The following is a 25,869-nucleotide window of genomic DNA, read 5'->3' as shown; positions in this document are numbered from 1 at the left end:
GCTGATGTGAGTCTCCCTCGGCGAGTGCGCGGCATGGCGTACATCACCTTCTATCGAATGCCGCTGCCCGTCCGGCGGATGCTCGCCCGCATAGTCGCGCCGAAGTACCTGGTGGGCGCGGTCACGATCGTGCGCGACTCGGAGGCCCCCGGCGCCGGGCGGCTCCTTCTCCTGCGTCAGCCCCACCGCGGCGGCTGGGGCCTGCCGGCCGGCCTGCTCAAGAAGCGGGAGCAGCCCGTCGCCGGCGCGGCCCGCGAGCTCTTCGAGGAGACCGGCGTGCGCGTTCACCCCGACGACATGACCGCCGGCTCGCCCAACGCGATCGTCCACGTGGTCGGCGTGGTCGACACGGTGTTCTTCGCCTCGGTGCCCGCCTCCACGACGGCGCTGGTGGTCGACGGCGCCGAGGTCCTCGAGGCCCGCTGGTTCCCGCTCGACGACCTCCCCCGGCTGAGCGCCAACACCGCCCTGGTCCTGGGCCGCTACGGGTTGGGTCCCGAGGCAAGATGAGTCCGGCGGTCTGCGGGCTCGTCCTGGCGGCCGGCGAGGGTCAGCGCCTGCGCCCCCTCACCGAGCTGATCCCCAAGGCCCTCTGCCCGGTCGGCAACATCCCGCTGCTCGACCGCGCCCTCGCCCGCATACACGGCCTGGGTCTGACCGAGGTCGCGGTGAACGCCGCCTACCTGGCCGACCAGATAGTCGGCCACGTCGGCGACCGTGCGCACGTCTCCGTCGAGCCCGACGGCCCGCTCGGCACCTCCGGCGGCGTGGCCCGCCTCCGGTCCTGGATCGACGGCCGCGGCGTCCTCATCGGCAACGCCGACGGCTACCTGGCCGACCCGGCCCGCGACCCCGGCAAGGACATCGCCGCCATTCTGGACGGCTGGTCCGGCGAGACGGTCCGCATGCTGACCCAGCCGCTCCCGCCCGGCCAGACCGGCGGCTTCTCGAACCACAGATTCGCCGGTTTCTCGCTGCTCCCCTGGCGCTACGTCCGCAACCTCCCCGAAGGGCACGGCGATCTCGTACGCAACGCGTGGCGCCCCGCCGAGGCCGCCGGCGAGCTCGAGCTGATCGACTTCGAGGGCGTCTACATTGACACCGGCACCCCCGCCGACTACTTGAGAGCCAATCTGCACGCCGCGAACGGCCGTACCCTGATCGACCCCACCGCCGAGATCATCGGGCCCGTCTCCGAGGCCGTGATCGGCTCGCACGCCCGCGTCCTCGGCGGCGCCACCCGAGCCGTCGTCTGGCCGAACGCTCTCATCGAGCCCGGCGAGCTCCTGGCGGACGCCATCCGCGCCCCTCGCGGCCTCACCGTCCACATCCCGCGCCGGCGCTGACGCAGCGCCGATAGCATGGTCGCGACCCGTCCGCTCGCACCGCCCCGTCCGCTCTCACCGCCGAGGAGCCCCAGGTGAACACCGCGATCGTGCACATCGACTGCGCCACCGACTCGATCCCCGAGGTAGCCGAGGCCCTCGCGGCGCTCGACGGCGTGAGCGAGGTCTACTCGGTGGCCGGCAACGTCGACCTGATCGCCATCGTCCGCGTCCCCCACTTCGACAACATCGCCGAGGTCATCGCCGGCAAGATCTCCAAGACCCCCGGCGTCCTCAACACCGAGTCGCACATCGCCTTCCGCGCCTACTCGAAGCACGATCTCGAGGACGCTTTCGCCATCGGCCTCCCCGACGCCGACTAAAAGCCATATATCGTACGAGTTTTCCCAAGCACCCACCGCAGCGCCCGGCGCCGTAGCCACTCACCCTCCGCCCGCGGCCGCCGGGCTGTCCCGGCCCAGGCCCGCCCGCGGCAGCCACCAGCGCGCTGATGAGTCGCCGCGCTCACCACCCACCAATTCATCAAGACCGCAGCGCCTGCCCCGGAACACAGCCGACAGCAACACAAGGCCGCAGCGCGGCCCGGCAGGCCCAGCGCGGCCCGGCAGGCCCAGCGCGGCCCGGCAGGCCCAGCGCGGCCCGGCAGACGCAGCGCGGCCCGGCAGACGCAGCGCGGCCCGGCAGACGCAGCGCGGCCCGGCAGACGCAGCGCGGCCCGGCAGGCCCAGCGCGGCCCGGCAGACGCAGCGCGGCCCGGCAGGCCCAGCGCGGCCCGGCAGGCCCAGCGCGGCCCGGCAGGCCCAGCGCGGCCCGGCAGGCCCAGCGCGGCCCGGCAGGCACAGCGCGGCCCGGCAGGCCGCGGCAAGTTGGGGAAATGCAGTGCGTCGCGCACGGCAATTCATCAAGGCTGGCGGGGCAAATTGGGGCGCGCGGACGCACAGCAAGGCGCGAGGGTGCAAAGCGAAGGGGCCCGCCGAAGCGGACCCCTTGCTCGTTGCTGTGGTTGCTCGTTGCTCCGGCTCAGCGGCCCGAGGTGATTTCCTCGCGCTCGTCCGTGCTGGTCACCGGCGGCATGCCCGGGGAGACCGGGGCCTCGGCCGGCTTCTCGACCGGGAAGAAGAAGCCCTTGATGGCGGGGGCCAGGGCGCCCACCCGGTTCATCTTCTTCGGGACCACCCAGCCGCCGTACTCGAGCGGGATCGGGTGGCCGTGGTCGTCGACCGGGCCGAGCGGCTGGTGGACCTCGATGAACTGGCCGTTCGGGAGGCGGCGGATGATGCCGGTCTCCACGCCGTGTGCCAGCACCTCGCGGTCGTGCTGCTGGAGGCCCAGGCAGATGCGGACTGCCAGGAAGTACGCCAGCGGCGGACCGATGAGCAAGCCGATGCGGCCGGCCCAGGTCATCGCGTTCAGGCTGATGTGGAACTTGTCGGCGATCACGTCGTTGCCGCCGGAGAGCGTCGCCACCAGGAAGAACGTGAAGGCCATCGCGCCGATGCCGGTGCGCTCGGGATTGTCGCGCGGGCGCTGGAGCAGGTTGTGGATCGACTTGTCCTTGGTGCGCCGGGCCTCGATCTGGGGATAGAACATCGGGACCGTCGTGAGCGCGCCGAGGCCGACCACCGCGGGCCAGAACAGCGGCGGAATGCTGTAGCCGTCCCCGATCGGGATGTAGATCTGCCAGTTCGGCATGAGGCGGACCAGGCCGTCCATGAACATGACGTACCAGTCGGGCTGCGACGCCGAGGACACCTCGGACGCGCGGTACGGGCCGAACAGCCAGATCGGGTTGATCTGGAAGACGCCCGCCATCAGCGCCACGACGCCGAAGACGGCCATGAAGAAGCCGCCCTGCTTGAGCGCGTACCGCGGGAACATGCGCTCGCCGACCACGTTGGTGTTGGTGCGCATCGGGCCGGGCCACTGGGTGTGCTTCTGCTTGAACACCAGCGCCAGGTGGATGCTGATCAGCGCGAGCAGGCCGGCCGGGATCAGCAGCACGTGGAGGATGTAGAACCGGCCGATGATCAGCTCGCCCGGGAACTCGCCGCCGAAGATCGAGGCGGAGAGCCAGGTGCCGGCCACCGGGATGGACAGCATGATCGCCGAGGCGATGCGCAGTCCCGTGCCGGAGAGGCCGTCGTCCGGAAGCGAGTAGCCGCTGAAGCCGGCCAGGAAGCCGAGCAGGAACAGCAGGATGCCGATCGCCCAGTTGGCCTCGCGCGGCTTCCGGAATGCGCCGGTGAAGAAGATACGCGCCATATGCACGACGATCGCTGCCACGAACAGCAGCGCCGCCCAGTGGTGCATCTGCCGCAGGAACAGGCCGCCGCGCACCTCGAAGGAGAGGCGCAGCGTCGACTCGTACGCCGCCGACATCTCGACGCCGCGCAGGGCGGGATAGGCGCCCTGGTAGGCGACCTCCTTCATCGACGGATCGAAGAAGAGGGTCAGGAATGTGCCGGTGAGCAACAGGATGATGAACGAGAAGAGCGCGATCTCACCGAGCAGGAACGACCAGTGGTCAGGGAAAACCTTGTTGAGCAGCCCCCGCAGCGGGGTGGCCGCCTGGTAGCGCTCGTCAACGCCCTTCGCGAGGTTGCCAGGAACCTGCGCGAGGTCGACTTTCCGGCGTTTCATGGCCGCTCCCAGAAATCGGGTCCGACGGTGTCATTGAAGTCACGTACCGCGATGAAGAAACCTTCGTCGTCCACGGTAAGCGGCAACATGGGCAGTCGCCGAGTCGCAGGGCCGAAAATCGGCTGCGCGTTACGGGTGATCATGAACTGCGACTGGTGGCACGGGCAGAGCAGACGGTTGGTCTGCTGCTCGTACAGGCTGGCCGGGCAACCCGCGTGCGTGCAGATCTTCGAGTACGCGACGTAGTCACCCCACATCGAGCCCTTGTTGCGGGAGTCGGCGTCGGCGTTCGCGCGAGCGAGCTCGGCGTCGTCGGGCCGCAGGTGGATCAGCAGGGTCGGCGAGTCGGCCCACTCGTTGGTGGCGCCGCCGGGGATGCCGGGGAAGACCGTCATCTGACCGCCCGTGCTGACGTCCTCGGGACGGATCGGCGTGCCGTCGTCGCGAGTCAGCCGAACCAGCTCGCCGTTGTTGAACGCCTTGTTGAAGCCCGTCGAGAACATCATCGGCGGGTCGTCCTTGTGCGGGTTCTCGATCAACCCGCCGATGAGCGGCGCCGCGACGGCCAGGCCGATCGGCGCGAGGCCGATGGCGATCGCGCCCTTGAGCAGCGGCCGGCGCTGGACGCCCTGGCCGAGCTCGTCGGCCACGAACAGCATCGTCTGGCCGGTGATGATCTGCTCCTGGGTCGGCGAGCCACCGTCGTGCCGCTTCTGGATCGACACCTCGTGCGGCAGCAGCTTCTTGGCCCAGGCGAGGATGCCGAAGCCCACGCCGAACAGCGAGACCGCCAATGTGATGCCGAGTAGCGGCGTGTAGAAGTCGCTCCTCGTGTCGCCGAGCTCGAACTCCCACGGCCACCAGATGTAGAAGACCAGGAAGGCCAGGCCGGCGACACCGGCGATGAAGAACAGCAGGGCGATGTTGCGGACGACGCGCTTCTCGGCCTTGGAGTCGGTCCCGTGGAACTGCGACTCGTACGTGACTATCTCGATCTCGTCGCGCCGGGCGCCTTCCTTGACGATCTCGAACCGGGTCAGGCGCGGGTCGGTGACGTCGACCGCTTCCTGCTCGTCGTGCACAGTCGTCATGACTTCCCCGCAATCCACAGCGCCGTGAAGACCAGGATCGTGATGCCCACCCCGAAGATCGCAAGACCCTCGGTGACCGGGCCGTAGCGGCCGAGGTTGAACAGGCCGCCCGGGTCCCGGTCTTCCTGGAGCTGGACCGTGACGTACGTGATGATCTCGCGCTTCTCCTGCGGCGTGAGCTCATTGTCGCCGAACACCGGCATGTTCTGCGGACCGGTCAGCATGGCCGCGTACAGGTGCTCGGGGCTGACGTCGTGCAGGCTCGGCGCGTACTTGCCCGAGGACAGCGCGCCGCCGCCGCCGCCGTAGCCGTGGCAGGAGGTGCAGTTGACGCGGAACAGAGCACCGCCGCGGGCGAGCGCCTCGGGGTTCTCGTTGAGATCCTCGGTGAACTTGCCGTCGGCCGGCAGCTCGGGGCCCCCACCGAGCTCCTGGATGTACTGACCCAGTTGCTTGGTCTGCGTCTTGTCGAACGCCGGCTTCTTCTCCTCGGCCTGCGCCTCCTGGCGGGTCATCGGCATGCGGCCGGTGCCCACCTGGAACTCCACCGCGGCCGACCCGGCGCCGATCAGGCTCGGACCACGACCCACCACGCCCTGCGCGTCGCGCCCGTGGCAAGTGATGCAGCTGTTGTCGAACAGCTGCTTGCCCTCTTGCGCGGTTGCGGAGAGCGGCACGTTGTCCTCGGCGAAGGCGCCGGGAGCGAACGCGGTGTACACGCCGCCGGCGAGCGCGAGCGCGGCGAGCATGCGCACCGCCGCGCCTAGACGCCGGCGCGCCCGGCTCGGCACGCCGCGCCGCCGGGTGAACACGCCCCGGCCAAGCCTCCTGAACGGGGGCCGCCGCCCGGCGGGGGATCCTGAAGTCATCAGCTGTGTCCCTCTGGTTTTCGACCTGAAGCTCATGGACGGTGGCGGGTCACTGAAGCCAATAGATCATGGCGTACAGCGCGATCCACACGATGTCCACGAAGTGCCAGTAGTACGACACGACGATCGCCGACGTCGCCTGGGCGGGAGTGAACCGGCCCATGGTCGTACGGATCATGTAGACGATGAAGGCGATCAGACCACCCGTGACGTGCAGGCCGTGGAAGCCGGTCGTCAGGTAGAACATCGAGCCGAAGCCGTCCTTGTTCAGCGCGATGCCCTCGTGGACGAGATTGCGGTACTCGTTCGCCTGACCGAGCACGAAGATCAAGCCCATCACGAAGGTGATCGTGAACCAGCGCCGCAGCGCGAACACATCGCCCTTCTCCGCCGCGAACACGCCGAGCTGGCAGGTGACCGAGGAGAGCACCAGGATCACCGTGAAGGTGGTCGCATACGGGATCTTGAGCTCTGGCGTGTGCTCTTCCCACAGGCTGTAGTCCGCCGCTCGGATCGCGAAGTACATGGCGAACAACGCCGCGAAGAACATGAGTTCGCTGGAGAGCCACACGATCGTCCCGACGCTGACCATGTTGGGTCGGGTCAGCGAGTGGATCCGGCTCTTGTCGATGGCTGAGGCCGCTGTCACGGGCCCATTATTGCCCCGCGATCAGTCCAACGTGCCGCGGGGGGCGGAATCCGGCATGTGTCGTGGCCCGGAGTAACGTGCACGGACGGGCTAGGCCTAGCCTCGAGTGGTGCAGCTAGTCGAAACGCCTACATGGTTGGCCGCGGGCGGGGATACTGTCCTTCCGCCGTTCACCGCGGCGTCGATCTTCACCGAGATCCACCTGACCAGCGTGGTCGCGCTGTTCCTGCTGGTGGCGGCCGCACTCTACGGCTACGGCGTCTACAAGCTCAGACTTCGCGGCGACCAGTGGCCGGTCGGGCGCGCGGTGGCGTTCGTCGTCGGTGGACTCGGTTCGATCGCGGCGGTCACGGTGAGCGGCGTCGAGGCGTACGACGACACGTTGCTCTCCGTGCACATGGTCCAGCACATGGTCCTGTCCATGGTCGGACCGATCTTCCTGGCGCTCGGCGCGCCGGTGACGCTGGCCCTGCGCACCCTGCACGGCACGAGCCGCAAGACGCTGCTGAGCGCGATACACAGCCGGGTCGCGCGAGTTCTGACGTTTCCCCTGGTCGCGTTCGGCATCTTTGTGGCGAACCCGTTCGTGCTCTACTTCACCGGCCTGTACCGGCAGACCCTCGAGCACGCCTGGCTGCACGAGCTCGTCCACGTGCACTTCATCGTCACCGGCTGCCTGTTCTTCTGGCCGCTGCTCGGGCTCGACCCGCTGCCCAACCGCTGGCCCTACCCGGCCCGCGCGCTGCTGATGGTGCTGTCCGTGCCGTTCCACACAGTGCTCGGCCTGACCATCATGCAGAGCAAGACGCTGCTGGCCGGCGACTACTACCCCAACCTGCACCTGACCTGGTCGAACCCGTGGACCGACCAGGTCACGGCCGGTGGCATCCTCTGGGCCGGCGGCGAGATCGTCAGCGTCACGATGCTCGGCATCCTGGTGATGCAGTGGATCAAGCAGTCCGAACGGGAGGCTCGCCGGATCGACCGCGCGCTCGACCGGCAGGAGGCCGAGGAGGCGCGCGCCGCAGCGAGGGCGTCCGGCGCGGCGATCAAGATCACAAACCCGCCGGACGTCGGGTAATCACGTTCGGTACGATCAGGCAGCACCTACGACGACGCGAACCGGGGCTACATTCATGAGCGACGCACAGGCGACTCCGCAGCCGGACGTGTACACGGTCCTGCTGTACAGCGACGACATCGCGGTCCGGGACAGGATCCGGCTGGCGATCGGCACGCGCCCCGCCGCCGACCTCGCCGTCGAGTTCGTCGACGCCTCCACCTGGGAGGAATGTCGCATCCTCCTCGACACGTACGAGATCGACCTGATGGTGCTCGACGGCGAAGCGGCCCCCGCCGGCGGCCTCGGCATCGCCCGCCAGACCAAGGACGAGTACGCCACTCCCCCGCCGGTCTGCGTGGTGCTGGCCCGGGCGGCCGACCGCTGGCTCGCGGCGTACGCGCAGGTCGACCAGGCCCTGACTTACCCGCTCGACCCGGTCACCACGGGCCAGACGGTCGCCGCGATGCTGCGCGCCCGCCGCGCCGGCGCCATCCCGCTGGGCACGATGGGCCACCTGGGATAAAGGCGCCTGCCCACCTCGGCTGAGAACGCTTCCACACCAAATCCCCCGGAGGGCCCCGCCATGGGCGCACGGACCTGGCCGAACCTGACGAGCGCCCTGCTTCGCGGCGAGGAGCTGGAGACCGCCGACACCGCCTGGGCGATGGGCGAGATCATGGCGGGCAACGCCACGCCGGTGCAGATCGCCGGGTTCGCGATGGCGCTGCGCGCCAAGGGCGAGACGCCGGCCGAGCTGGCCGGCCTGGTGGAGGCCATGCTGGCCAACGCCACCCTGGTCGAGCTGCCGGAAAAGGTGCGCACCGACGCGGTCGACATCGTCGGGACCGGCGGCGACCGGGCCAACACGGTGAACATCTCCACGATGGCCGCGATCATCACGGCCGCCGCGGGAGTGACCGTCGTCAAGCACGGCAACCGCTCGGCCTCCTCCACGACCGGCACGGCCGACCTGCTCGAGCACTTCGGCATTCCGCTCGACCTCGGCCCCGGCGGCGTGGCACAGACGGTCTCCGAGGCGGGGATCGGCTTCTGCTTCGCGGCCCGCTACCACCCCGGCATGCGGCACGCCGCGGTCACCCGGCGCGAGCTGGGCGTGCCCACGTTCTTCAACGTGCTGGGCCCGCTGACCAACCCGGCCCGGCCGACCGCGGCCATGGTGGGCTGCTTCGACTCGCGGATGGCGCCGGTGATGGCGGCCGTGTTCGCCCGCCGCGGCGACTCGGCGCTCGTGGTGCGCGGCGAGGACGGCCTGGACGAGTTCACCACCGCCGCGCCGACCCGCCTCTGGATGGCCCGTGACGGCGCCGTCGAGGAGCTCGTGGTGGACGCGGAAGAACTCGGCCTGCCCCGCAGCCGGCCGGCCGACCTGCGCGGCGACAACGCGGCGTTCAACGCCGACGTGGCTCATCGGGTGTTCGCCGGCGAGCCCGGTCCGGTGCGCGACGCCGTGGTGGTGAACGTGGCCGCCGCCTTCGCCGCACACAGCGGCTTCCCCGGCGACTTCAGAGACACGCTGCGGGCCGGAATAGCCCGGGCCCAGGAGACGATCGACTCGGGGGCCGCTACGGCGCTCCTGGCCCGCTGGGTCGAGTCGGCGCAGGCCGCGAAAGCCGCCGAATAGCGAAAAGAACCCGGACACGCCGCCGTAATGCGATGTGATGCCGGATTTCCGTGGCAGCGTCTGAATGGAATTCGGGTAATTCCGACCCCAAGGAGCCACCCGTGTCCGAACGAGAGCTGCGCTGCGTCATCTGCGACGGCGACATGATGTTCGAGGCGCCACCCTGCGCCGACGGCCACGACGACGACTGTCCCGAGCTGGTCTGCACCCGCTGCGGCGCCGCCGAGGTGATCGCCCCGATCGTCGTCCACCTCTGGTGGACCCCGCAGAGCCCGCGCAAGCGCATAGCACCCCAACAGCGCCGCGCCGCCTGAACAAGCAAAGCCTGACAAACAAAGAAGGGGCCCCGCCCGGGGCCCCTTCTCAAAAGCACAAACTAATGCTCGGCCGTGTGCCTGGTTCCCGAGTAGTACTCGAAGATCATCGCGCTGGCCGCGACGATCACCATGATCAGGCCGACCGCGATCAGCCACCACATCCAGAAGACCAGGCCCAAGCCGGCCACCGAGGCGGCCAGGGCGATGCCGAACGGCCAGTAGCTGCCGGGGCTGAAGAAGCCGATCTCGCCGGCGCCCTCGGCGATCTCGCCGTCCTCGCGGTCTTCCGGGCGGAGGTCGATGCGCCGCGACACGAACCAGAAGAACGTGCCGCACATCGTGCAGAGCAGTCCGGACAGGATCAGCGCGACCAGGCCGATCCACTCGACCTCGCCGTTCTCGCCATGCGTCCAGAAGCCGTAGAGCGTGGCCGCGGCGAACAGGAAGCCGGCGACACCGGCGAAGATTTTGTATTCGGTCTTCACGTCGCTGCCCTTACTTTCCCGCTGCCACGGCGTCGTGCTGGTTCCAGCCGTTCGCCTGGCGACGCGTATTCAGCGGCTCGGTGGTCACGGCGTACGACTCCTTGCCGGTGAAGCCGATCGCCGCCATGCCCTCCTGGGTGGTGGCGCCGTTCTTCCGGGCGGCGAGGTATTGATCGAACTTCTCGGGGGAGACCACCACCAGCTCGAACTGCATGAACGCGTGGTACGTGCCGCAGAGCTCGGCGCACCGGCCGACGTAGCGGCCCTCCTTGTCGAGGGTCACCTCGAAGACGTTGCGCACGTTGCCCGGGAAGACGTCACGCTTGAACAGCAGCTCGGGCACCCAGAAGGAGTGGATGACGTCCTTCGAGGTCTCCTCGAAGCGGATCTTCTCGCCGGTGGGGAGGACGAGCAGCGGGATCACGTCGGCCGAGCCGACGGTCGAGGCGACCGTGCCGGCGTCCTGGCCCATGCCGTCGCGGTAGTTGAACTGCCACTGCCACTTGAACGCCACGACCTCGACGACCTGGTCGGGGTTCTTCGACAGCTTGTCCACGTCGGTCTGCACGATCGCGGTGTAGTAGAAGAGCACCGCCACCACGAGGATCGGCGTGACCGTGTAGAGGACCTCCATGGGCATGTTGAACCGGGTCTGCACGGGCAGCTCGTCGCCGCGCTTGCGGTACCGGATGACGCACCAGAAGATCAGGCCCCACACGAAGATGCCGACGACCAGCGCCGCGATGACCGAGCCGATCCACAGGTCGTACATCTTGTGCGCCTGCAGGCTGATGCCGTTGCTGGGCCAGCCGAAGTTGCCGAACGCGCTCCCGAAGTCCTGCAACGAGCAACCCGAGAGAACCATCAGCAGCGCCGCGCCGCTGAGAGTGAGACCGGCGATCCGGACCACCGCTCGCGGCCGCCTGGCCGAACTCTTTGCGCCCACCTGCTTCTGCCTCCCTTAGCAGCGTCGCCCCGCCCGAAAACGGACACGGGCGGCAAGGCGTCACCGACGGTCGCACATTACTCGACCTGGCCCTACCGTCCGGTTCCGGGGGTCGGATCTTCAACGCCTCCGAAACCGGCCGACATTCGGACGATACCGTTCGCAGGGTGGAATACACGGGCGTTCCCGCCGGAGCGGCGGCCTACATGGACGCGGCCACCGCCGTTCCACTTCATCCGGTGGCGGCCGAGGCGCTGGTCGCGGCGCTGGCGGACGGCTGGGCGGACCCGTCGCGGCTCTATTCCGCGAGCCGGCGGGCCCAACAGCTGAGTGAGGCGGCCCGGGCCGCCTTCGCCGATGCCTTGGGCGTACGTCCGGACGAGGTGTCCTTGTGGTCCTCGGGCACACAGGCCGCGCAGGCCGCCGTGCTGGGTGGACTCCTCGGCCGCCGCCGCCAGGGCGAGACGCTGGTCCACTCCGCCATCGAGCATTCGGCCGTCCTGCACGCCGCCCACAAAGGTCAGAGCATTGAGGTCGGCGTGGACCGCCTGGGCCGCCTCGACCTGGCTGCCTGGGACGACGCCGTCGGGAGGCCCGGCGTGGCCCTGGCCTCCCTGATCAGCGCGAGTCACGAGGCCGGAACCGTGCAGCCGGTGGCCGCCGCCGCGGAATACTGCGCCGAGGCGGGCGTCCCGCTCTACGTGGACGCGGCCCAGTCGATCGGCCGCGCGCCGGTGCCGCCGGGCTGGTCGATGCTCAGCGCGAGCGCGCACAAGTGGGGCGGGCCGCCGGGCGTGGGCGTGCTCGTCGTCCGCAAAGGTGTGCGGTGGATCTCACCGTACCCGCAAGATGATCTTTATCGCCCCGGCGCGACCGGCGCTCTCGACCTGCCGGCGGTCGTGGCCGCGGCGGCGAGCCTGCGAGCCGTGCTGGCCGAGTCCCGGGCCGAGGCCGTACGGCTGAGCGCGCTGGTCGACCGCATCCGGGAGCGGGTCGCCGCGGCCGTGCCCGACGTCGAGGTGGTCGGCGACCCGGATGACCGGCTGCCGCACCTGGTGACCTTCTCCTGTCTCTATGTCGACGGCGAGGCGCTGCTGCACGCGCTCGACCGGCAGGGCTTCGCGGTGTCGTCGGGCTCGTCGTGCACGGCGTCGACGCTCAAGCCCAGTCACGTGCTCGAGGCGATGGGCGTGCTCAGCCACGGCAACGTGCGGGTCTCACTGCACCGCGGCACGTCAGCCGGGGAGGTCGACCGCTTCCTGGGCGTACTGCCCGGCATAGTGGCAGATATCCGGAAAGAGGCGGGGATGTGAGCGCGAGCCCTCTCACCCTGGACTGCCTCGGGCAGAAATGCCCGCTCCCCGTGATCGCCTTGGCCAAACAAATCCGAAACGTCAGGATTGGTGAGGTTGTTCGGGTGCTCGCCGACGATCCGGCCGCCGCCAATGACATCCCGGCCTGGTGCCGGATGAAGGAGCAGGAGTACCTCGGCTCGCCGGAGGCGAACGCCTTCGAGGTGCGAAGGCTCAGCTGAGGTAATCGACGACCGGCCCGACCGGGTCGGCCGCGAGGAACGTGTCGACGACCAGGCGGGGCCCCAGGTACGGCTCGTATTCCTTCTGCCGTTCGAGGACCCGCACCCAATCGGGAATGCCGTCGTGGTCGCGGGACTCGTAGCGCGCCTCGACCCGGCGCCGGTGCTCGGCGTCGTCGCCGCACACCACCTCGACCACGCGCAGCGGCACGGACAGCCGCTCCGCGAGGTCGATCCACAGCTGGCGGGCCGCCTTCACCGGGTTGACCGCGTCGATGATCACGTGGTGGCCGATGGCGAGCTGCACCTCGGCCAGCGCGGCGACGATCCCGTACGCGGCGTAGCCCGGCCGCGGCTCGGTGACCTCGTACCGCTGCAACGTGAAATCCACCGTGTCGACGGCGAGCACGGCCGCGGGCAGCTCGGCGGCCACCCGCGCGGCCAGCGTGCTCTTTCCGACACCGGGCAGCCCGGCGAAGACGGCGAGGACCATTGCCTACGCCGGAAGGAACTGCTTGATCTCGGTGGTGGCCTCGTCACCGTACGAGTCGGCGAACCGCTTCGCGAAGTCCTCGGTGCGGATGTCGTACTCCTGCGGGCCGACCGACTCGAGGACCAGCGCCGCCACGAGGGAGCCCACCTGGGCGGCCCGCTCGAGCCCCAGCCCCCACGAGACGGCCGCGAAGAACCCGGCCCGGAAGCCGTCGCCGACGCCGGTCGGGTCTTCGGGGATGACGTCGCGGGCGACCGGCACGTGGATGCGGTCGATGCCGCGGCCGGTGATCTCCACGCCGTCCTTGCCGAGCGTGGTCACCCGGATCTTGACCTGGTCGAGGACCTGCTCGCTGGTGAGGCCGGCCTTGGTCTCCAGCAGCGAGCGCTCGTACTCGTTGGTGAGCAGGTATTCCGCGCCGCTGATCAGGGTCAGCACGTCGCTGCCGTCCATGCGGGCGAGCTGCTGCGACGGGTCGGCCGCGAACTTGAAGCCGCGGCTGCGGCATTCCTGCGAGTGGCGGATCATCGCGGCCGGGTCGTTCGCGCTGATCAGCACCAGGTCGAGGCCGCCGGCCCGGGCGTCGACCGGGGCGAGCTCGATGTTGCGGGCCTCGGACATCGCGCCCGCGTAGAACGAGGCGATCTGGTTGAGGTCGTCGTCGGTGGTGCAGACGAAGCGTGCCGTGTGCGCGACCTCGCTGACGTGCACCGAGCCGCAGTCCACCCCGTGCCGCTCGAGCCACGACCGATAGTCGGCGAAGTCGGCGCCGACCGCGCCCACCAGGATCGGGCGGAGGCCGAGCTTGCCCATGCCGAACGCGATGTTGCTCGCCACGCCGCCGCGGCGGACCACCAGGTCGTCCACGAGGAAGGAGAGGGAGACCTTGTGCAGCTGGTCGGCGATGAGCTGGTCGGCGAACCGGCCCGGGAAGTGCATCAGATGGTCGGTCGCGATCGAGCCGGTAACGGCGATCTTCATGTCGGCCCTCGTGGGTCTGGGAAACAGGGGGCGGCCTTACGTTCGCAGCCTACCGGCACGTTACGCGACGCAGGCCGCCCCGTTAACGGGACGGCCTGCGCAGGTGTATCGCTTTGTCGACGATCGGTGAGGATTATTCAGGGCGGTGGAGACCAAGACGGTTAACTTGCGGCACGCTTGGACTCAAGGTAGGCCCTGAATAACCCTCAGTGGAACGAGTCGCCGCAGGCGCAGGAGTTCTGCGCGTTCGGGTTGTCGATCGTGAAGCCCTGGGCGTCGATGCGGTCGGCGAAGTCGATGGTGGCGCCCGCGAGGTACGGGGCGCTCATCCGGTCGACGACGACCCCGACACCGCCGAAGTCGTTCACGACGTCCCCGTCGAGCGAGCGCTCGTCGAAGAACAGCTGGTAGCGCAGGCCGGAGCAGCCACCGGGCTGAACGGCGATACGCAGGCGCAGGTCGTCGCGCCCTTCCTGCTCGATCAGGGCCTTGACCTTCACCGCGGCGACGTCGGTCAGGATGACGCCGGTCGGCGCGGCGGCCTCGGTCGACTGGGTGTGCGCTTCAGTGGTCACTGCGTATCTCCCTGCAACGGCGAAGTCTTCTGCAGTACTAGCCAACGCTAGCCCTGTTTTCCTTGATTCCCAATCCGGGTGGTTTACCTCTCACTTGCGCCCCATCCGACCGCCCCGCCCGCCACCCCTGATCGGATTAACGGCTCCACTGGCTTGACAGACGCTCGGCGAGTTCTCGCAGGCCACGAGCGGGCTCGGACAGGGCAGTCTCTTCGGACCCGAAATGCTCGGTCAGCGACAGGGTCTCGGTCACGCCGGCGCTGGCGGCCTCGCGGTAGCCGGTTTCGTTCCGTCCGCAGACCACGACGCACGGCAGGCCACGGTCGCGGGCGCCGTTGGCGATGCCGGCCACCACCTTGCCGCGCAGCGACTGGTGGTCGAAGGATCCCTCCCCCGTGATCACCAGGTCGGCGGTGTCCAGCTCCTTCTCGAGGCCGATCAGCGTGCTGACCAGGCCGATGCCCGAGCTCACCCGGCCGCCGAGGGCGATCAGCGCGGCCCCGATGCCGCCGGCCGCGCCGCCGCCGGGCGCCACCTCGAGGTCGGTGACGCCGAACGCCCGCTCGAGGACACCGGCGAACTGCTCGAGCGCGGCGTCCAGCCGGAAGACGTCCTCCTCGGTGGCGCCCTTCTGCGGGCCGTAGATCTTGCTGGCGCCGTGCAGGCCGGTCAGCGGGTTGTCGACGTCGGTGGCGGCGACCAGGCGCACCTCGCGCAGGCGGGGAGCACCGCCGAGCGCGGCCGCCGATGCCAGCGCGGCGCCGCCGTACGGGAGCGCATAGCCCGCCACGTCGACCGGCGCGGCGCCGAGCGCGGCCAGCATGCCCGCGCCGCCGTCGTTCACGGCCGAGCCGCCCAGCCCGATCACCAGCTCGGCGGCCCCGGCCTCGACCGCCGCCATCATCAGCAGGCCCAGGCCGTACGAGGTCGTGGTGTTGGGGTTTCGCTCTTGCTTGGTCAGGAGGTGCAGCCCGCAGGCCTGGGCGCTCTCGATGTAGGCCGTGTTGCCGGCCATCAGCACCTCGCCGGCGGCCGGACGCCCCAACGGGTCGACCGTTTCGACGGGAACAACGGTGCCGCTCAGCGCTGCGGCAAGGACCTCGACGAAGCCGGGCCCGCCGTCGGACAGCGGCCGCTGGATCAACTCATCCGGGAAGGCCCAGCCGTCAGCGACGGCCGCGGCGACATCGGGGGCGGAGAGGGTGCCGGCGAACTTGTCCGGACAGATCAGTACGCGCACGCACATGAGTGTGGCAGGCCACTGTCAGCACCGCCGATCGGTGTCTCGCGCTGTGCGACGATGGCGAACGTGACCTCTACGTGGAGCGAACCCGCCAATACAGCGACCGCGCTTCTCCTGCTCGGCCGTGGCAGCGATCCCGCCTCCGAGCGCGGCGTCGACTGCCCCGGCGACCTGCCGGCGCCCAGCGACCCCGACCTGGTCGCCCGGGCCACCGCCGCCAAGGCCGCGCTCGGCGACCGCGTCTTTGTGCTCGGCCATCATTACCAGCGCGACGAGGTCATCCAGTTCGCCGACGTCACCGGCGACTCGTTCAAGCTGGCCCAGCAGGCCGCGGCCCGCCCCGACGCCGAGTTCATCGTCTTCTGCGGCGTGCACTTCATGGCCGAGAGCGCCGACATCCTGACCACGCCGGCCCAGAAGGTGGTGCTGCCCGACCTGGCCGCCGGCTGCTCGATGGCCGACATGGCGGTGCTCGGGCAGGTGCAGACGGCCTGGGAGCACTTCGAAGACCTGGGCATCGCCGGCGACATCGTCCCGGTGACGTACATGAACTCGTCCGCCGACATCAAGGGCTTCGTCGGCGGCAACAAGGGCGTGGTCTGCACGTCGTCCAACGCGAAGCGGGCCCTGACCTGGTCGTTCGAGCAGGGCTCGAAGGTCTTCTTCCTGCCCGACCAGCACCTCGGGCGCAACACCGCGGTCCTCGAGATGGGCTTCGACCTCGACGACTGCGTGCTCTACGACCCGCACAAGCCGAACGGCGGGCTGACCGACGACCAGCTGCGCAACGCCCGCATGATCCTGTGGCGGGGGCACTGCTCGGTGCACGGCCGCTTCACCCTCGACAGCGTGCGCGAGGTGCGCGAGCGGGTGCCGGGGGTCAACGTGCTGGTCCACCCGGAGTGCCGGCACGAGGTGGTGCGGGCCGCCGACCACGTGGGCTCGACCGAATACATCATCAAGGCCCTGGACGCCGCGCCGGCGGGTTCGGCCTGGGCGGTGGGGACGGAGCTCAACCTCGTACGCCGCATGGCCCTTGCTCATCCCGACAAGCAGATCACGTTCCTCGACCGGACCGTCTGCTACTGCTCGACGATGAACCGGATCGACCTGCCACACCTGGTGTGGGCCCTCGAGGAACTGGTCGCGGGCCGGGTGCCCAACCAGATCAGTGTCGACGAGGAGACCGCGCACCACGCCCGCGTGGCCCTCGACCAGATGCTCCAGCTTCCGTAACTCACTGTAACCATGAAGGCGCTGTCCGAGTGATGGCGCCTTTATGTTGTCTTAATCCCGTCCGACCACCCCGCCCACCGCCCTAAATACGCCTTAAGTCTGTGCCTTTTGGCGCCACTTGGGCGATCTGCCGACTTCCCAAGTTGTCACTCAACGCTATGCTTCCCCGGTTGCAGAAACGGGTCCCCCGCCCGTTGATCACTTCGGGCGGCCCCTATCCGCCCGCCGGCTGGAGGTTACGTTGACCGACGATGTCCTGGTCGTGCATGGCGGTACGCCGTTGCAGGGCCAGATCCGGGTCCGTGGCGCCAAGAACCTCGTCTCCAAGGCGATGGTCGCCGCCCTGCTGGGCGAGACACCGAGCACCCTGTACGACGTGCCGCGCATCCGCGACGTCGAGGTCGTCCGCGGCCTGCTCGAGCTGCACGGCGTCAAGGTCACCGACGGCGCCGACGAGGGCGAGATCGTCATGGACCCGACGAACGTCGAGTCCGCCAGCACCGACCAGATCAACGTGCACGCCGGCTCGAGCCGGATCCCGATCCTGCTCTGCGGCCCGCTGCTGCACCGCCTCGGCCGGGCGTTCATTCCCGACCTGGGCGGCTGCCACATCGGCCCGCGCCCGATCGACTTCCACATCCAGGCGCTGCGCGAGTTCGGCGCGGTCGTCGACAAGGCGCCCGAGGGCATGCACCTGAGCGCGCCCAACGGCCTGCGGGGCGCCAAGCTCGAGCTGCCTTACCCCAGCGTCGGCGCCACCGAGCAGGTGCTGCTCACCGCCGTACGCGCCGAGGGCGTCACCGAGCTGCGCAACGCCGCCATCGAGCCGGAGATCATCGACCTGATCTGCGTGCTGCAGAAGATGGGCGGCATCATCACGGTGCACACCGACCGGGTCATCGAGATCCAGGGTGTGCCGAAGCTGCACGGGTACGCCCACAAGCCGATCCCGGACCGCATCGAGGCCGCCAGCTGGGCCGCCGCCGCGCTCGCCACCAAGGGCGAGATCGAGGTGCTCGGAGCCCGGCAGGCCGACATGATGACCTTCCTGAACGTGTTCCGCTCGATCGGCGGCGAGTTCCAGATCACCGACGACCGGGTCACCCGCGCCGGCGTGACCGGGGTCGAGGGCGGCATCAAGTTCTGGCACCCGGGCGGCGACCTGCAGCCGGTCGCCCTCGAGACCGACGTGCACCCCGGCTTCATGACCGACTGGCAGCAGCCGCTCGTGGTCGCGCTGACCCAGGCCCGCGGTCTTTCGATCATGCACGAGACCGTGTACGAGCAGCGCCTGGGCTACACCGACGCGCTCAACCAGATGGGCGCGACGATCCAGGTCTACCGGGACTGCCTCGGTGGCACCCCCTGCCGCTTCGGCCGCCGCAACTTCAAGCACTCGGCGGTCATCGCCGGCCCGTCCAAGCTGCACGCGGCCGACCTGGTGATCCCCGACCTGCGGGCCGGCTTCGCCCACCTGATCGCGGCGCTGGCCGCCGAGGGCACGTCGCGGGTGTACGGCGTCGACCTGATCAACCGCGGCTACGAGGACTTCGAGAACAAGCTCGCGGCCCTCGGCGCGCACGTCGAGCGGCTCTGAACCATCTCGTATTTGTCAGAATGAGCGGCGCGGTGTGAAGAACACCGCGCCGTTTGGCTACTCTCCTACCGTGTCCTCGCTTTTTCGCCGCAAGTCAGCCGACGCCACCACTCCCGAGCCCGAGGAGGAGGTGACCGACGCCGCGTCCCGCCCCAAGGGCTACACGCCGAGCAAGAAGGAACTGGGCGTGGTCACGCCCAAGCGGCAGAACACGGGCCGCCGGGTCACCGCCGAGGCGCCGGCCAACCGCCGCGAGGCCATGAAGCAGATGCGTGAGCGGCAGCGCCACGAGCGCGCCGAGGCCAGCGAGGGCATGCGCGCCGGCGACGAGCGCTTCCTGCTCGCCCGCGACCGCGGTGCCGAGCGCAAGCTGGTCCGCGACATCATCGATTCCCGCCGCACGGTCGGCACGTGGTTCTTCGGCGGCGCGCTGATCGTCCTGATCGGCTCGACCGTCCGGGTGCCGGCCATCCAGCTCGCCAGCAACCTCCTGTGGGCGCTGCTCGCGATCGCCGTGATCGTCGACAGCGTGCTGATCGCCCGCAAGGTGAAGCGGCTGGTCAAGGAGCGCTTCCCCAAGACGGGCCAGCGCATCGGCTCGCTCCAGCTGTACGGCGTGATGCGCGGCCTCACGTTCCGCCGCATGCGCGTGCCGAAGCCGCAGGCCCAGCTCGGCGACAAGGTCTGAGCACGCCGCCCCGGCCGGGCGGCGTCGTGGCCTAGGGGACGCCGGCGAGGCGCAGCAGGGCAGCGTTGCGGCCTAGGGACGCCGGCGAGGCGCAGCAGGGCAGCGTTGTGGCTTAGGGGACGCCGGCGAAGCGCAGCAGGGCGGCCGTCGCGGCGGCGGCCAGCACGACGACCACGAAGGGCGCCTTGCGCCAGGCGAGGATGGCGCCGACCAGCACCCCGGCCGGGCGGGCCAGGCCGGCGAAGTGTGTGCCGGCCATCAGCGCGGCCGTCCCGGCCAGGGCCGCGAGCAGCGCGGCGGCGGCCATCGGGAGCAGGCGTTCGAGGGTCGGCGAGATCTTGAGGCGGCCGCGCAGCAGCACGCCGCCGAGCCGCATGGCGTAGGTGCCGACCCCGAGGGCGACGATCGCCGCGATCAGCATGGCGCCTCCGTTTCTCGCTCCGATTTACCGCCCGCACGCCGTCGCGGGCGTGCCAGCGTCAGCAGTCCCACCAGCGCGCACAGCACCGGCAGACCGGCCGGGAGGACCGGGGTCAGCAGGACCGCGACGGCCGCGCCGGTCAGGGCCACCGTGCGGGTGGTGCGGTCGCGGAGCGAGGGCATGATCAGCGCCAGGAGGGCGGCCGGGAATGCCGCGTCCAGGCCCAGCGCACCCGGGTCGCCGGTCGCCCCGCCGAGCAGGACGCCGAGGGCGGTGCCGATGTTCCAGGACGTGAAGAGGGTCGCGCCGATGATCAGGTAGACGCGCCGGCGGCGCGCGGGATCGGGCTCGGCCAGGGTGAAGGCCGCCACCTCGTCGGTCAGCACATGGCTGCCGATCACGCGGTCCCGCAGCCGTGGACCCAGCGCGTCGCCCACGGCCAGGCCGAAGGGCAGGTGGCGGGCGTTCAGCAGCAGGCCCGCGAAGACGGCAGCCAGCGGGTTCCCGGCGGCCAGCAGGCCCACCGCGAGGAACTGGGAACCGCCCGCGAAGACGACCGTGGACATGAGGAACGGGACCCAGGCCGGCAGCCCGTACGCGATCGCAATGGCCCCGAACGACGCACCCACCGCGACCATTGCCGCGGCGATGGTCGCCGCGTCCCTCAGCAGGGAGCGATCGGCAGCCGTTCGCTGTACCGTACGCATGGTTTGAAATACTGAACGCCCCAGCCGCGTTCGTCAAATCGAACGACAAGACCGACGGAGCGAACATGCAGCATCCCCCGCCCGAAGGACCGGGCGCCGGTAGCGGCTCGGCGGCCCCGCTCGCCACCATCGCCGCGGCCCTGCGCCGCGAGCGGGAGCGGGTCGGCATCTCCCTCGCCGAGCTCGCCCGGCGCGCCGGCCTGGCCAAGTCGACGCTCTCCCAGCTCGAGGCCGGCACCGGCAACCCCAGCATCGAGACGCTCTGGTCGCTCGGGGTGGCGCTGGGCGTGCCGTTCAGCCGGCTGGTCGAGCCGCCGCCGACGCAGGTGCGGGTGGTCCGGGCCGGTCAGGGTCCGCGGCTGCAGGCCGACGAGGCCGACTTCGTGGCCACCCTGCTCGCGGCCGGCTCGCCGCACACCCGGCGCGACATCTATGTGATGGAGCTCGAGCCGGGCAAGTCGCGGGAGGCCGCCGCCCACATCCCGGGCAGCACCGAGCACATCGTGGTCGCGGCCGGGCGGATCAAGGCCGGCCCGGTCGGCGAGGAGGTCGAGATCGGCCCGGGCGACTACCTGGCCTTTCCCGGCGACGTGGCCCACCACTACGAGGCGCTCGAGAACTCCTGGGCGGTGCTGGTCATGGAGCACCTGTAACGCCGGGGCTACCGGGAGGTAACACTTGTGGGTAGCGTGGCGGCCTAGGGAGGTCTGCGATGACCACAACGCAGCGCAACGTCTCCGAACAGCAGGCACGCCAGGTCGCCGAGGCCGCTCGCGAGTCCGAGTGGCGCAAACCCAGCTTCGGCAAAGAGCTGTTCCTCGGCCGGTTCCGGCTCGACCTGATCGACCCGTGGCCCACCGAGCAGCCCCGCCCCGACGCCGACGAATTCCTCCGCAAACTCGGCGAATACGTGCGCGACGAGATGGACGGCGCCCGGATAGAGCGCGACGACCGGATCCCCGACGAGGTCTTCCAGGGTCTCGCCCGGCTCGGCGCCTTCGGTATGAAGATCCCCAAGGAGTACGGCGGCCTCGGCCTGTCCAACCTGCACTACTGCCGGGCGCTCACGCTGGTCGGCTCGGCCAGCGCCTCGGTCGGCGCGCTGCTCTCCGCGCACCAGTCGATCGGCGTGCCGCAGCCCGTCAAAGTCTTCGGCACGCCTGAGCAGAAGAAGGCGTTCCTCCCCCGGCTCGCGGCCGGCGAGGTGTCCGCATTCCTGCTCACCGAGCCCGACGTCGGCTCCGACCCAGCGCGCCTGGGCACGATCGCCGAGCCGGTCGAGGGCGGCTACAAGCTCAACGGCGTGAAGTTGTGGGCGACCAACGGCACGGTCGCCACCCTGCTGGTCGTGATGGCGCGCGTGCCCGAGAAGGGCATCACCGCGTTCGTGGTCGAGGGCGACGCCGAGGGCATCACGGTCGAGCGGCGCAACTCGTTCCTCGGCCTGCGCGGCCTTGAGAACAGCGTGACCCGGTTCCACGACGTGTTCGTGCCCGAGGCCAACGTGATCGGCGGGCTCGGCAAGGGCCTCAAGATCGCGCTGACCACGCTGAACACCGGCCGGCTCTCGCTGCCCGCCATGTGCGTGAGCGCCGGCAAGCGGTCCGTCGCCATCGCGCGCGAGTGGTCGGTGGAGCGGGTGCAATGGGGACGGCCGGTCGGCCGCCACGAGGCGGTCGCCAAGAAGATCGCGTTCATCGCCGCCACCACGTACGCGATGGAATCGATGCTCGACCTCTGCTGCATGATCGCCGACGACGACCGCAACGACATCCGCATCGAGGCCGCGCTGGTCAAGCTGTTCGCCAGCGAGATGGCCTGGCAGGTCGCCGACGAGCTGGTGCAGATCCGCGGCGGCCGCGGCTACGAGAAGGCCGACTCGATGGCGGCCCGGGGCGAGCGCGCCGCCGAGGCCGAGCAGATGCTGCGCGACCTGCGGATCAACCGCATCTTCGAGGGCTCCACCGAGATCATGCACCTGCTGATCGCGCGCGAGGCGGTCGACGCCCACCTCTCGGTCGCCGGCGACATCATCGACCCTTCGGTTTCCCTGGCGCGCAAGGGGAAGGCCGCGGCCCGAGCCGGCGGGTTCTACGCGCGCTGGCTGCCCACGCTCGCGGTCGGCAAGGGTCAGGCCCCCAACGCGTACGGCGAGTTCGGCCCGCTCGCCGGGCACCTCCGCTACGTCGAGCGCGCCTCCCGCAAGCTCGCCCGCTCGACGTTCTACGCGATGTCCCGCTGGCAGGGAAAGCTGGAGCGTAAACAGGGCTTCCTCGGCCGCGTCGTCGACATCGGCGCCGAGCTGTTCGCGATGTCGGCGGTGTGCGGCCGGGCCCGCGCCGAACGAGATCACCGCCCCGAGGGCCTCGAGCTGGCCGACCTGTTCTGCCGGCAGGCCCGGCTGCGGGCCGACGCCCTCTTCGCCGCCTTGTGGGACAACACCGACTCGCTCGACGTGAGGGCGGCCAAGCGGGTGCTCGATGGCCGCTACGCCTTCCTCGAGGACGGCGTCATCGGCGACACGGGCGGCGCGGCCTGGGTGGGCGCCTGGGAGGCCGGCCCGGCCACGGTCGACGACGTACGCCGGCGCATCCCGCCGGCCTAGCCCCGTCGGCCTCAGGGTCACGACGCCGCGCCTCCGGCCCGCTGTCAGCGGGTCACGGCGCGGCGTACAGCCGCGCCACCACGTCCTCGATGTCCGGCTCGACCACCGACAGGTCGCGTACCGAGGCGGCCGCCACCAGCCCCGCCACCGCCGCGCCCGCCGACGCCGAGTCCAGGGCGAACGTCACCCGGTGACCGTCCGCCTCGACGCCGGTCAGCGTCGTGCCGGGCAGCTCGAAGCCCGCCGGCAGCGGCGCGTCGAGGTCGACGACCAGGCTGCGGCGCGAGCCGTAGCGGGCGTGCAGCGCCTCGATCGTGCCGTCGTGCACCACGCGGCCGTGGTCGATCACGACGAGCCGGTCGCAGAGGCGCTCGATGTCGGCCAGGTCGTGGGTGGTCAGCACCAGCGTCACGTCGCCGCTCGCGCCCAGCTCGGCCAGGAACGAGCGGACCGCCTGTTTGCTCACCACGTCGAGGCCGATCGTCGGCTCGTCGAGGAACAGCACGCCGGGGCCGTGCAGCAGCGCCGCGGTCAGCTCGCCGCGCATCCGCTGCCCGAGCGACAGTTGCCGCACCGGCGTGTCCAGGAACTCGTCGAGGTCGAGCAGCGAGCGGCAGCGACGCAGCCGCGCCTCGTGCTCGGCCGGCGGCACCCGGTAGATGTGCCGCAGCAGCCGGAACGACTCGCGCAGCGGCAGGTCCCACCACAACTGGGAGCGCTGGCCGAAGACCACGCCGATGCGCAGCGCCAGCCGGGTGCGCTGCGGCACCGGGGTCAGCCCGAACACGCTGGCCTCGCCGGAGCTCGGCGAAAGGACGCCGGTCAGCATCTTCAGCGTCGTCGACTTGCCAGCGCCGTTCGGCCCGATATATCCGACCATCTCACCCTGCTCGATGGTCAGGCTCACCCCGTCCACGGCCGCCACGGTGCGTTTCGCGCGCCGCAGCCGGCCCGCCTTCACCCGTACCGTGAAGTCTTTCCGCAGGTCACGCATCTGAATCATGAACCAGTGCTCCGGTAGTGACGGACGCCGGTGCTCCACACCAGCGAGGCGATGGCCACCGCCGGCAGCGCGACCAGCGGTGCGGCGTAGCCGGCCCAGGCCGGCAGACCGAGGGGATCGGCGCGGCCGAGGAGCGCCAGCGCCGGCTGATAGGCGACGAAACCGAAACCCAGGGTGTACGCGAACAGGTCGCGGAACCAATCGCTGTAAACCGTGATCGGGTACGAGGTGAAGTCGCGCCCGCCGTAGGTGAAGCCGTTGCCGAGCTCGCCCGACTCCACCCACCAGAACGCCAGGCTCGCGGTCAGCACGAAGATCGCCCCGAAGAAGATCGCGGCGCCGATCGGGGCCCCGACCGCCAGCAGCACCCGCGCGGGCGTCCAGTGGATGTGGTTGGCGACGAGCGCGGCGGCGTACACGAAAAGACCGAAAGCAAGCCGCAGGAGCTTGCGCAGCGGGAGATCCATGAAGATCAGCTGGGGCAGCACCCGCAACGGCCTGATCAGCACCGTGTCGAGGGTGCCCATGCGCACGTAGCGCTTGAGGTCGTCGATGTTGCCGACGGTCATGTCGGCCAGCACGAAGCCGGCCGCGGTCAGCCCGGTCATCAGGATCGACTCGCGCAGCGTGAATCCGCCGATCGCCGCGGTCGCCCGGAACAGCACGAACACCGTGACCACGTCGAGCACGGTGGCGCCCAGGTTGCTGAGCAGCTCGATCGCGAACGACGTGCGGTAGGCGGCCATCGAGCGGAATTTCCCGCCCAGCAGCGCCCGGTACGGCCCCAGCTCACCCACCCTGCACCACCAGCTTTCGCTCGGCCCGGCGCTGCACCAGCGCGGCGACGACGAGCAGCGCCACGGCCCAGCACGCCTGCAGCGCCACGAGGCCGAGCTGGCGCCCCGGCGGATCCCGCTCGACGAGCACGTCCAGCGGGGTCTGGAGCAGGCCCGGGAACGGCGTCGCCACCCAGAGCGTCACGGCGAGCCAGTCGGGCAGCAGGCGCAGCGGGAAGTAGAGGCCGGCCAGCACGCCCGAGCCCAGCGTCCACAACACCAGCGGGCCGCGGGCGTCGTGCAGCCAGTAAGCGGTGGCATTGACCAGGAAGCGGCAGCCGTAGCTGCCGACCACGGCCAGGAGCACGGAGACCGCGAACAGGGGTACGGTCTGCCAGCGGGTAGGGCTCATCAGCGCGAAGAAAATCGCCCCGACCAGCAGCGGAGGCAAAAACCGGAAGACCATCGCGTGGCCGGCCCGGCCCAGGTCGGCGGCCAGATAGGCGGTCACCGGCGGCACCGGTCGTAACAGATCGGACGCGACGTCTCCGGTGCGGATCCGGTCGGCCAGCTCGGTCCAGCCCCAGATACCGACCACGGTGAGTAGCCCCTGACCCACCCAGACGAACGTGGCCAGCTGCTGCGGGTCGTACCCGCCCGGCCGGCCTCCCGCGGCGCCGGCCGCGACGGCCAAGAGCACGTAGCAGCGAAGGAAGCCGAAGACTATGTTGGTGAACGATCCGGCTATGGTGGCTTGCCGATAGGTCGCGTAACGCCGGAAACCCGACCACACCAGTGCACCGAAAGTAGTGATGGAGGCGCGCAACGGACGACCGGGAGAGATCGTCAGCACCCTGGCGTCAATCCCGTCCACGCCGTTAATCTCCTTCCAAACCCCGCAGTGGAGCCGGGAGACTCTACCCGGGTCTCCGGACGGCCACCGCACATTTTCGACGGAGAAG

29 protein-coding genes are annotated in these 25,869 nt (G+C 70.1%); 14 read left to right on the top strand and 15 right to left on the bottom strand.

Annotated features, from left to right (window positions below; genetic code table 11):
• The first annotated feature begins 33 nt into the window (after positions 1 to 33).
• From ACIA5D_RS38480 to ACIA5D_RS38470, 3 genes are all read left to right on the top strand, one after another.
• Complete coding sequence (locus ACIA5D_RS38480) at positions 34 to 510, top strand: NUDIX hydrolase (protein ID WP_396035497.1); 477 nt, start codon at positions 34 to 36, stop codon at positions 508 to 510.
• Positions 507 to 1,346: an NDP-sugar synthase gene (locus ACIA5D_RS38475; protein WP_396035418.1), complete on the top strand. Its 840-nt coding sequence runs from the start codon at positions 507 to 509 to the stop codon at positions 1,344 to 1,346. Before ACIA5D_RS38480 ends, ACIA5D_RS38475 begins: the two co-directional genes overlap by 4 nt.
• 74 nt (positions 1,347 to 1,420) lie before the next feature.
• Positions 1,421 to 1,708: an Lrp/AsnC family transcriptional regulator gene (locus ACIA5D_RS38470; RefSeq protein ID WP_396035417.1), complete on the top strand. Its 288-nt coding sequence runs from the start codon at positions 1,421 to 1,423 to the stop codon at positions 1,706 to 1,708.
• Positions 1,709 to 2,366: 658 nt separating this feature from the next.
• Here the strand turns inward: ACIA5D_RS38470 and ACIA5D_RS38465 are convergent.
• The 4 genes from ACIA5D_RS38465 to ACIA5D_RS38450 are packed head-to-tail and all read right to left on the bottom strand — an operon-like array spanning position 2,367 to position 6,595.
• The gene (locus ACIA5D_RS38465; RefSeq protein WP_396035416.1) at positions 2,367 to 3,986 is read right to left on the bottom strand and encodes a cytochrome bc complex cytochrome b subunit; all 1,620 of its coding nucleotides are present in this window, start codon (positions 3,984 to 3,986) and stop codon (positions 2,367 to 2,369) included.
• Positions 3,983 to 5,077: a ubiquinol-cytochrome c reductase iron-sulfur subunit gene (locus ACIA5D_RS38460; RefSeq protein WP_396035415.1), complete on the bottom strand. Its 1,095-nt coding sequence runs from the start codon at positions 5,075 to 5,077 to the stop codon at positions 3,983 to 3,985. The genes ACIA5D_RS38465 and ACIA5D_RS38460 overlap by 4 nt, the downstream gene beginning before the upstream one ends.
• On the bottom strand, positions 5,074 to 5,946 hold the full coding sequence (locus ACIA5D_RS38455) for a c-type cytochrome (RefSeq protein ID WP_396035414.1): 873 nt from the start codon (positions 5,944 to 5,946) through the stop codon (positions 5,074 to 5,076). Before ACIA5D_RS38455 ends, ACIA5D_RS38460 begins: the two co-directional genes overlap by 4 nt.
• A 49-nt stretch (positions 5,947 to 5,995) precedes the next feature.
• Positions 5,996 to 6,595, bottom strand: coding sequence for a heme-copper oxidase subunit III (locus ACIA5D_RS38450; RefSeq protein ID WP_396035413.1), 600 nt, complete (start codon positions 6,593 to 6,595; stop codon positions 5,996 to 5,998).
• A 109-nt stretch (positions 6,596 to 6,704) separates the two neighbouring features.
• On the opposite strand from ACIA5D_RS38450, the gene ACIA5D_RS38445 reads away from it, so the two are divergent.
• The 4 genes from ACIA5D_RS38445 to ACIA5D_RS38430 all read left to right on the top strand — a co-directional run bounded on the left by ACIA5D_RS38445 (position 6,705) and on the right by ACIA5D_RS38430 (position 9,614).
• Complete coding sequence (locus ACIA5D_RS38445) at positions 6,705 to 7,676, top strand: cytochrome c oxidase assembly protein (RefSeq protein ID WP_396035412.1); 972 nt, start codon at positions 6,705 to 6,707, stop codon at positions 7,674 to 7,676.
• Between the two features lie 55 nt (positions 7,677 to 7,731).
• Positions 7,732 to 8,181 (top strand): hypothetical protein, encoded by a 450-nt coding sequence (locus ACIA5D_RS38440; protein ID WP_396035411.1) that lies wholly within the window; start codon positions 7,732 to 7,734, stop codon positions 8,179 to 8,181.
• Positions 8,182 to 8,241: 60 nt separating this feature from the next.
• Positions 8,242 to 9,300 (top strand): anthranilate phosphoribosyltransferase, encoded by a 1,059-nt coding sequence (gene trpD / locus ACIA5D_RS38435; RefSeq protein ID WP_396035410.1) that lies wholly within the window; start codon positions 8,242 to 8,244, stop codon positions 9,298 to 9,300.
• A 101-nt stretch (positions 9,301 to 9,401) separates the two neighbouring features.
• Complete coding sequence (locus ACIA5D_RS38430) at positions 9,402 to 9,614, top strand: hypothetical protein (RefSeq protein WP_396035409.1); 213 nt, start codon at positions 9,402 to 9,404, stop codon at positions 9,612 to 9,614.
• A 62-nt stretch (positions 9,615 to 9,676) separates the two neighbouring features.
• Here the strand turns inward: ACIA5D_RS38430 and ACIA5D_RS38425 are convergent, their stop codons facing one another.
• Together ACIA5D_RS38425 and coxB are read right to left on the bottom strand one after the other, a co-directional pair.
• Positions 9,677 to 10,102: a cytochrome c oxidase subunit 4 gene (locus ACIA5D_RS38425; RefSeq protein ID WP_396035408.1), complete on the bottom strand. Its 426-nt coding sequence runs from the start codon at positions 10,100 to 10,102 to the stop codon at positions 9,677 to 9,679.
• A gap of 10 nt (positions 10,103 to 10,112) precedes the next feature.
• Positions 10,113 to 10,967 (bottom strand): cytochrome c oxidase subunit II, encoded by an 855-nt coding sequence (gene coxB / locus ACIA5D_RS38420; RefSeq protein ID WP_396035496.1) that lies wholly within the window; start codon positions 10,965 to 10,967, stop codon positions 10,113 to 10,115.
• A 287-nt stretch (positions 10,968 to 11,254) separates the two neighbouring features.
• On the opposite strand from coxB, the gene ACIA5D_RS38415 reads away from it, so the two are divergent.
• Both ACIA5D_RS38415 and ACIA5D_RS38410 read left to right on the top strand, forming a co-directional pair.
• The gene (locus tag ACIA5D_RS38415) at positions 11,255 to 12,361 is read left to right on the top strand and encodes a cysteine desulfurase family protein (protein ID WP_396035495.1); all 1,107 of its coding nucleotides are present in this window, start codon (positions 11,255 to 11,257) and stop codon (positions 12,359 to 12,361) included.
• On the top strand, positions 12,358 to 12,582 hold the full coding sequence (locus tag ACIA5D_RS38410; protein WP_396035407.1) for a sulfurtransferase TusA family protein: 225 nt from the start codon (positions 12,358 to 12,360) through the stop codon (positions 12,580 to 12,582). The genes ACIA5D_RS38415 and ACIA5D_RS38410 overlap by 4 nt, the downstream gene beginning before the upstream one ends.
• Here the strand turns inward: ACIA5D_RS38410 and ACIA5D_RS38405 are convergent.
• The 4 genes from ACIA5D_RS38405 to ACIA5D_RS38390 form a co-directional block, all read right to left on the bottom strand.
• A complete protein-coding gene (locus ACIA5D_RS38405) occupies positions 12,575 to 13,075 on the bottom strand; it encodes an AAA family ATPase (RefSeq protein ID WP_396035406.1) in 501 nt (166 codons plus the stop codon). The genes ACIA5D_RS38410 and ACIA5D_RS38405 overlap by 8 nt on opposite strands.
• Positions 13,076 to 13,078: 3 nt before the next feature.
• Positions 13,079 to 14,056 carry a carbohydrate kinase family protein gene (locus ACIA5D_RS38400; protein ID WP_396035405.1) on the bottom strand — a complete coding sequence of 326 codons (978 nt, stop codon included), beginning with the start codon at positions 14,054 to 14,056 and terminating at the stop codon, positions 13,079 to 13,081.
• A 206-nt stretch (positions 14,057 to 14,262) separates the two neighbouring features.
• A complete protein-coding gene (locus tag ACIA5D_RS38395) occupies positions 14,263 to 14,631 on the bottom strand; it encodes a HesB/IscA family protein (protein ID WP_396035404.1) in 369 nt (122 codons plus the stop codon).
• A 136-nt stretch (positions 14,632 to 14,767) separates the two neighbouring features.
• Positions 14,768 to 15,877 (bottom strand): glycerate kinase, encoded by a 1,110-nt coding sequence (locus ACIA5D_RS38390; RefSeq protein ID WP_396035403.1) that lies wholly within the window; start codon positions 15,875 to 15,877, stop codon positions 14,768 to 14,770.
• 54 nt (positions 15,878 to 15,931) lie between these two features.
• Between ACIA5D_RS38390 and nadA the strand changes: the two genes are divergently transcribed.
• From nadA to ACIA5D_RS38375, 3 genes are all read left to right on the top strand, one after another.
• Complete coding sequence (gene nadA, locus ACIA5D_RS38385) at positions 15,932 to 17,110, top strand: quinolinate synthase NadA (protein WP_396035402.1); 1,179 nt, start codon at positions 15,932 to 15,934, stop codon at positions 17,108 to 17,110.
• A 241-nt stretch (positions 17,111 to 17,351) separates the two neighbouring features.
• The gene (murA, locus tag ACIA5D_RS38380; RefSeq protein WP_396035401.1) at positions 17,352 to 18,707 is read left to right on the top strand and encodes a UDP-N-acetylglucosamine 1-carboxyvinyltransferase; all 1,356 of its coding nucleotides are present in this window, start codon (positions 17,352 to 17,354) and stop codon (positions 18,705 to 18,707) included.
• Positions 18,708 to 18,777: 70 nt separating this feature from the next.
• Positions 18,778 to 19,395: a DUF3043 domain-containing protein gene (locus ACIA5D_RS38375; RefSeq protein ID WP_396035400.1), complete on the top strand. Its 618-nt coding sequence runs from the start codon at positions 18,778 to 18,780 to the stop codon at positions 19,393 to 19,395.
• 112 nt (positions 19,396 to 19,507) lie between these two features.
• Here ACIA5D_RS38375 and ACIA5D_RS38370 read toward each other — a convergent pair whose 3' ends face one another.
• Positions 19,508 to 19,816 (bottom strand): AzlD domain-containing protein, encoded by a 309-nt coding sequence (locus ACIA5D_RS38370; protein WP_396035399.1) that lies wholly within the window; start codon positions 19,814 to 19,816, stop codon positions 19,508 to 19,510.
• Entirely contained in the window at positions 19,810 to 20,523 is a 714-nt protein-coding gene (locus ACIA5D_RS38365) for an AzlC family ABC transporter permease (protein WP_396035398.1), read from the bottom strand. Before ACIA5D_RS38365 ends, ACIA5D_RS38370 begins: the two co-directional genes overlap by 7 nt.
• Positions 20,524 to 20,588: 65 nt before the next feature.
• Between ACIA5D_RS38365 and ACIA5D_RS38360 the strand changes: the two genes are divergently transcribed.
• Positions 20,589 to 21,176 carry a helix-turn-helix domain-containing protein gene (locus ACIA5D_RS38360; protein WP_396035397.1) on the top strand — a complete coding sequence of 196 codons (588 nt, stop codon included), beginning with the start codon at positions 20,589 to 20,591 and terminating at the stop codon, positions 21,174 to 21,176.
• Between the two features lie 59 nt (positions 21,177 to 21,235).
• A complete protein-coding gene (locus tag ACIA5D_RS38355) occupies positions 21,236 to 23,128 on the top strand; it encodes an acyl-CoA dehydrogenase family protein (RefSeq protein ID WP_396035396.1) in 1,893 nt (630 codons plus the stop codon).
• Positions 23,129 to 23,180: 52 nt separating this feature from the next.
• On the opposite strand, the gene ACIA5D_RS38350 is transcribed toward ACIA5D_RS38355, so the two are convergent.
• The 3 genes from ACIA5D_RS38350 to ACIA5D_RS38340 are packed head-to-tail and all read right to left on the bottom strand — an operon-like array spanning position 23,181 to position 25,772.
• A complete protein-coding gene (locus tag ACIA5D_RS38350) occupies positions 23,181 to 24,131 on the bottom strand; it encodes an ATP-binding cassette domain-containing protein (protein ID WP_396035395.1) in 951 nt (316 codons plus the stop codon).
• The gene (locus tag ACIA5D_RS38345; protein ID WP_396035394.1) at positions 24,128 to 24,928 is read right to left on the bottom strand and encodes an ABC transporter permease; all 801 of its coding nucleotides are present in this window, start codon (positions 24,926 to 24,928) and stop codon (positions 24,128 to 24,130) included. The genes ACIA5D_RS38350 and ACIA5D_RS38345 overlap by 4 nt, the downstream gene beginning before the upstream one ends.
• Positions 24,921 to 25,772 carry an ABC transporter permease gene (locus ACIA5D_RS38340; protein WP_396035494.1) on the bottom strand — a complete coding sequence of 284 codons (852 nt, stop codon included), beginning with the start codon at positions 25,770 to 25,772 and terminating at the stop codon, positions 24,921 to 24,923. Before ACIA5D_RS38340 ends, ACIA5D_RS38345 begins: the two co-directional genes overlap by 8 nt.
• Positions 25,773 to 25,869 lie beyond the last annotated feature (97 nt).

This window comes from Actinoplanes sp. NPDC051513 (assembly GCF_044454685.1).
GTDB lineage: Bacteria > Actinomycetota > Actinomycetes > Mycobacteriales > Micromonosporaceae > Actinoplanes.
The sequence above is the reverse complement of the archived record's forward strand: the minus strand, read 5'-3'. Positions and strand labels throughout refer to the sequence as shown.

Bases quoted from the DNA above. Each gene is read 5' to 3' on its own strand.
- ACIA5D_RS38355 (WP_396035396.1), top strand. From the start codon at position 21,236: ATGACCACAACGCAGCGCAACGTCTCCGAACAGCAGGCACGCCAGGTC.
- ACIA5D_RS38475 (WP_396035418.1), top strand. From the start codon at position 507: ATGAGTCCGGCGGTCTGCGGGCTCGTCCTGGCGGCCGGCGAGGGTCAG.
- ACIA5D_RS38465 (WP_396035416.1), bottom strand. From the start codon at position 3,986: ATGAAACGCCGGAAAGTCGACCTCGCGCAGGTTCCTGGCAACCTCGCG.
- ACIA5D_RS38415 (WP_396035495.1), top strand. From the start codon at position 11,255: ATGGACGCGGCCACCGCCGTTCCACTTCATCCGGTGGCGGCCGAGGCG.
- coxB (WP_396035496.1), bottom strand. From the start codon at position 10,967: ATGGTTCTCTCGGGTTGCTCGTTGCAGGACTTCGGGAGCGCGTTCGGC.
- ACIA5D_RS38480 (WP_396035497.1), top strand. From the start codon at position 34: ATGGCGTACATCACCTTCTATCGAATGCCGCTGCCCGTCCGGCGGATG.
- ACIA5D_RS38390 (WP_396035403.1), bottom strand. From the start codon at position 15,877: ATGTGCGTGCGCGTACTGATCTGTCCGGACAAGTTCGCCGGCACCCTC.
- trpD (WP_396035410.1), top strand. From the start codon at position 8,242: ATGGGCGCACGGACCTGGCCGAACCTGACGAGCGCCCTGCTTCGCGGC.
- ACIA5D_RS38350 (WP_396035395.1), bottom strand. From the start codon at position 24,131: ATGATTCAGATGCGTGACCTGCGGAAAGACTTCACGGTACGGGTGAAG.
- ACIA5D_RS38360 (WP_396035397.1), top strand. From the start codon at position 20,589: ATGCAGCATCCCCCGCCCGAAGGACCGGGCGCCGGTAGCGGCTCGGCG.
- ACIA5D_RS38405 (WP_396035406.1), bottom strand. From the start codon at position 13,075: ATGGTCCTCGCCGTCTTCGCCGGGCTGCCCGGTGTCGGAAAGAGCACG.
- ACIA5D_RS38400 (WP_396035405.1), bottom strand. From the start codon at position 14,056: ATGAAGATCGCCGTTACCGGCTCGATCGCGACCGACCATCTGATGCAC.
- ACIA5D_RS38370 (WP_396035399.1), bottom strand. From the start codon at position 19,816: ATGCTGATCGCGGCGATCGTCGCCCTCGGGGTCGGCACCTACGCCATG.
- nadA (WP_396035402.1), top strand. From the start codon at position 15,932: ATGGCGAACGTGACCTCTACGTGGAGCGAACCCGCCAATACAGCGACC.
- ACIA5D_RS38455 (WP_396035414.1), bottom strand. From the start codon at position 5,946: ATGACTTCAGGATCCCCCGCCGGGCGGCGGCCCCCGTTCAGGAGGCTT.
- ACIA5D_RS38440 (WP_396035411.1), top strand. From the start codon at position 7,732: ATGAGCGACGCACAGGCGACTCCGCAGCCGGACGTGTACACGGTCCTG.
- ACIA5D_RS38460 (WP_396035415.1), bottom strand. From the start codon at position 5,077: ATGACGACTGTGCACGACGAGCAGGAAGCGGTCGACGTCACCGACCCG.
- ACIA5D_RS38365 (WP_396035398.1), bottom strand. From the start codon at position 20,523: ATGCGTACGGTACAGCGAACGGCTGCCGATCGCTCCCTGCTGAGGGAC.